The 4,182-nt window shown below is 65.8% G+C and carries 6 protein-coding genes; 5 read left to right on the top strand and 1 reads right to left on the bottom strand.

Going from position 1 to position 4,182, the window contains the following annotated elements:
• The 4 genes from AC07FN_RS45770 to AC07FN_RS45755 form a co-directional block, all read left to right on the top strand.
• On the top strand, positions 1-463 hold a 463-nt coding region (locus tag AC07FN_RS45770; protein ID WP_478401361.1), incomplete at its 5' end, for an HC3 family zinc finger protein.
• Positions 464-514: 51 nt separating this feature from the next.
• Positions 515-883, top strand: a complete 369-nt coding sequence (locus AC07FN_RS45765) for a hypothetical protein (protein ID WP_478401360.1) — start codon at positions 515-517, stop codon at positions 881-883.
• 318 nt (positions 884-1,201) lie between these two features.
• Entirely contained in the window at positions 1,202-1,351 is a 150-nt protein-coding gene (locus tag AC07FN_RS45760; protein WP_478401359.1) for a hypothetical protein, read from the top strand.
• A 219-nt stretch (positions 1,352-1,570) separates the two neighbouring features.
• Positions 1,571-2,620 carry a JmjC domain-containing protein gene (locus AC07FN_RS45755; RefSeq protein WP_478401358.1) on the top strand — a complete coding sequence of 350 codons (1,050 nt, stop codon included), beginning with the start codon at positions 1,571-1,573 and terminating at the stop codon, positions 2,618-2,620.
• On the opposite strand, the gene AC07FN_RS45750 is transcribed toward AC07FN_RS45755, so the two are convergent.
• Positions 2,606-3,466 (bottom strand): phosphotransferase, encoded by an 861-nt coding sequence (locus AC07FN_RS45750; protein ID WP_478401357.1) that lies wholly within the window; start codon positions 3,464-3,466, stop codon positions 2,606-2,608. The genes AC07FN_RS45755 and AC07FN_RS45750 overlap by 15 nt on opposite strands.
• A 107-nt stretch (positions 3,467-3,573) precedes the next feature.
• Between AC07FN_RS45750 and AC07FN_RS45745 the strand changes: the two genes are divergently transcribed.
• The gene (locus AC07FN_RS45745) at positions 3,574-4,167 is read left to right on the top strand and encodes a hypothetical protein (RefSeq protein ID WP_478401356.1); all 594 of its coding nucleotides are present in this window, start codon (positions 3,574-3,576) and stop codon (positions 4,165-4,167) included.
• Positions 4,168-4,182 lie beyond the last annotated feature (15 nt).

The raw sequence follows: 4,182 nt of genomic DNA, 5'->3' as shown, positions 1-4,182 counted from the left end.
CAGCGTTGCAGCGCTGGCCATGCTTGGAACCTTGCATCCGATCACTGGGAAGGTACGCCCCTTCCCAGCCGATCCACAGGTCTCCAGCATTGCTCTGACTCTGCAATCCCAACGCCTGTTCATCACGTGGTTCACGAGCGGCGCCGACGGCCGCAGCCATGCGGTCACCGACGAGGAGGCGACACAGGCATGCCACGGCGGGCGGGACGCCCAAGCCATCTGTGGTCACTCGGTCACGCCGGTCTCGCTGACCGTCCCCTCAGGCAGACGTTGCCATCGGTGCGAACTCTGCGTTCGGGCCCGCGCCACGATGACCGGCTTCGATCTCCAGTCGGACCTGCGTCGTCATCGCCACCGCAAGTCGTCGCTGATGCGGCGTCTGCTCCACAAACGTTCTGGTCGGTCTGTCACTCCCCCCGAACGGACTGGCCAGAGCCCGGCCACGGTGGGCCTGTCGCGGTGAACCCCCCGACACCGGCAGGCCCGCCGTGTACCACCACCCCGAGGAATGCTCATGCCGCCGACTCCATTCACCAGCGAAGAAGCCCCGCACCACGACGCCCTCCTGCGGGCGATTGACGCAGGGTTCCAATTCCTGCACCTGAGCGAGGGCGAAGGCCAGGAGATCGCCGCGATCTACGCCGAGCGGTGGTGCAACTACGGCGTGGTCGAAAGCTTCACGATCCGCGGGATGAACGAAGCCAGCTCGGCGCGGATCAGAACCGAGGACTATCCGGACGGCGACCCGTTGTGGCAGCACACTGGGAGCGTCGAGGCGGTCATCACCGAGCTGCTGGCATTGCCGCCGCACGGTTTTCCCGGAGCGCCGACGATCAGCCGACGTAGGTTCAGTGGCCTGTTGCTGCTACCCGGACCTCTCTGATGCCCGGTAGGCCGGTGGCCATCGTGGGTAGGCATGCGGCCGAGCGGACACCTGACGGCTTTGTCACGGCCTGGTCCGGTGACCTCAGTGGCGACCTGCCGACGCAGGTCTTGCCGCAGGTGGAGGAACGCCCACTCCACCGGAAGTTTGCGAAGTCGACTCGACCGCAGCTGATGCAGTCCTTCGAAGGACTGCGACGGATTCTCTGAGCCAGCAGTCCGGGACTTCCTCCGGGCAGGCAACGGCGCCTGGCCGGAGGTAGGCAGCGCTGGCGACTCGCGCCGGCGTGAACAACGAGCAACGAAAGGAGGGAAGCAGATGGAAGAGCAGAGCAACCTGGTGCTCGGCGTGCAGAACGTGTCGGTCGTGCGTGATCGCGTGGACCTCTCGCACGGGGACCCGTCCAAGTCCGACGGTGGCGACGGTCACGGCGATCAGGGCGGCGACGGGCTGAACATCCCGGAGTAACCGCGAAGTGACGGTGGGCAGGCCGAGGCGCGCTCGTCGGCCTGCCCACCTTTCTTACGACTGGAGGGATTTGTGGACCACATTCTGATCGAGTCGATCGAGAAAGCGTTGGGGTGGAACGATTCTCGACCGCTCGGCACCGGGTTCGCTCATGGCCGCATGGGCGATCCCAAGGTGTGCCAACGGATACTGACACCGACGCGTCTGCTGGATGTCATCATGCGCCGGGCGTTGGCATTTCCCCAGTTCCGGGTGTTCCAGCACGGTGAAGAACTGCACCCGGATCGGTACCTGCGCAACACGGTGACCCGCCGTGGGCAGAGCTTGTCGATGGTGCGCATGGAACGTCTCTCGCGGTTCCTCACCGACGGCTGCACCGTCGTGCTGGACACGCTCGACTCGTTCGATCCCACGATGGAGATCGCCTGCCAGGCGTTGCAGTGGTGGTCCCGCGAGCTGGTGCAGGTGAACACCTACCTGACCACCGCCGACGCTGCGGGGTTCAACCTGCACTGGGACGACCATGACGTCCTGATCGTGCAGCTCGGCGGCGAGAAGTCCTGGGAGGTGCGCGGCACCAGTCGCGTTGCTCCGATGTACCGCGACACCGAACACTCCGGTGAGCCACCCGAGGAAATCGTGTGGGCTGGCACTATGCGGGCCGGAGACGTCATGCACATCCCGCGCGGCTACTGGCACCAGGCCACCCGCACCGACCGGTCCGGCGACGGCGCGGGCTACAGCCTGCACGCCACGTTCGGCTTCGTGAAGCGCACCGGGGTGGACTGGCTGTCGTGGGTCGCAGACCGATCCCGCACCGACGAAGCGTTCCGGCACGACCTGGACCGCGACGGCAGCTCGGCCGCGCTCGCCGCGCGCGTTCCGATGCTCCTGGCCGAGTATCCGCAGGAGGTGTACCTCGCTACCCGCGAACAGGAACGCCCATCGAGGCGGCACGTCCGGACCGGCGGGATGTTCGGGCCGATCACCGACGTCGTATGCGTGACCGACTTCCCACCGCGCATCGACGTCACCGACTCCACGGTCGAGGTCTTCGCGGTGGGCAAACAACTGACCTTCGCAGCCAGGGCCGAACCGGCGCTGCGCCAGCTGCTGTCAGGTAACCCGGCGAACGTTCAACAGGTCGCTGAGGCAACGGGAGTCGACGCCGCAGTGCTCGCCAAGACCCTGCTCGACGAGGGGCTGTGCGGCGAGCTGACCGACAAACTGGCAGCGGGCTACATCGGCGCGGGTTCACGCACCCCGTAGCTCAGCAAGGAGAACGTCCGCAGCCGCCCGCGCGGGTTCCGACAGGGGGGTCGGCGCTCCGCGCCGGGCGGCAACCCGGATCGCGTTCGCGCACTGCAACAGTTGCGCGAGCTTGCCCGAACGGGTCTCCAGATCAGCGGCGAATTCGTGTTGAACCCGCGCAACCAGCTGGGGATCAGGCAGTGCCGACTGCCACAGAGTCGCGGCATCGTGCCCACGCGGAGCCGCGCCCCAGTCCTCCCAGTCGATGATGTGGCCCTCAACGGAGAGGTTTCCCCAATGCAGGTCCGTGTGCGCGGTCGTCCACTCGTCCACGACGGTATCGACGCCATCGAAGACCTCGGTGATCCTCTTGGTGAGGTGAGCTTGGCTCATGCCGACCCGTTCGGTCGGGTGCGCCCCCAGCGCGGCCAGCGACTCCCGCAAGCCTGTCCACCACGGATCCGGAAGCGTTGTGGCCGTCGCAAGATCGCCCACCACAGGGGCGTTGATCAGCTCCACCTCGTCCACGCGCCACACGACATCCCTAGCCGGATCGGACCACGTAGCGCTCTGGAACCACTCGGGCTTCTTGACCCCACGAATCGTGGCCGCAGCTTCCAAGCCGATCCATACCGCGCTATTGATCCGCCACCGCTGTCGGCGTTCCACTCTCACCCAAGTGCCGTTGCTGGTGCGGAACCCCTCCGTGGCCCCGTGTTCTCCGTACACCACGGACGACCGATCGAGCCGCACGCCCAACACTCGCTCGGCACGGTCAAGCACGTCTTCGTGCCGGTTCTCACGTACGTCGAAAACCGCAGACGACTGCGTAGCCGTGACGACAGGGGCGGTGGTGTCGGCCATGCAGGTCAACGTACCAACGCAACACCACAACCGTCGCCCTCGGTTCTGACCAGGGGTAGTCCTTCAACTGCGGAGCGGCGTCAGGGGCCTCCAGCATGATCCCTCCCATGTCTGCCGTGGAGGACGTGGGCCAGGCGCTGAGCCTCGTGCTTGGCAAGCTCGCCGAAGCGACGGAACAAATCAACATCGCCCTGTTCGTCGGGGAAGAGGCCAAAGATGGCCTCGCGGTGCTGGACGGAACCGAGGACGTCGAGGCACAGCAGGTTCTGGCGGGCTACGGCGTGGCCTGTGATCAGCTCCTCCAGGCGCAGCAGATGCTTGGCCGCTGCTCTGATCAGATCAGGACGTACGGGAGCAGCATCGGAGTGAGCCCGGCTCCCACGACGGGTGCTTCCTCCAGTAGCGCGCGTGCCAAACCTGACGGCCGTGCGCGTTCGGCCCCCCTCGACCCACTGCCGACCTTCCTCGCCAGCAGTTTGCCAAGGCCGGCGCGTGGGACCATGTCGTCGGGGATACGCCCAACCCGGCAGACATCCATCTCCCGGAACTCAACGGAATTCACATCCTCGACGGCGGAGCTGATGATACGGGCGGTCATTTTTACGGCACGGGTATCCCGCTTAAGCCTCAATCCACCGGTGGTGATGGGTAACGGTTCGGCGCTGAGAAGACGAGATGCCCTTCTGAGCTGGGATGATTGATCTTGCTGAAGGAAT

It is taken from the genome of Saccharopolyspora sp. NPDC045941 (assembly GCF_056431445.1).
The sequence above is the reverse complement of the archived record's forward strand: the minus strand, read 5'-3'. Positions and strand labels throughout refer to the sequence as shown.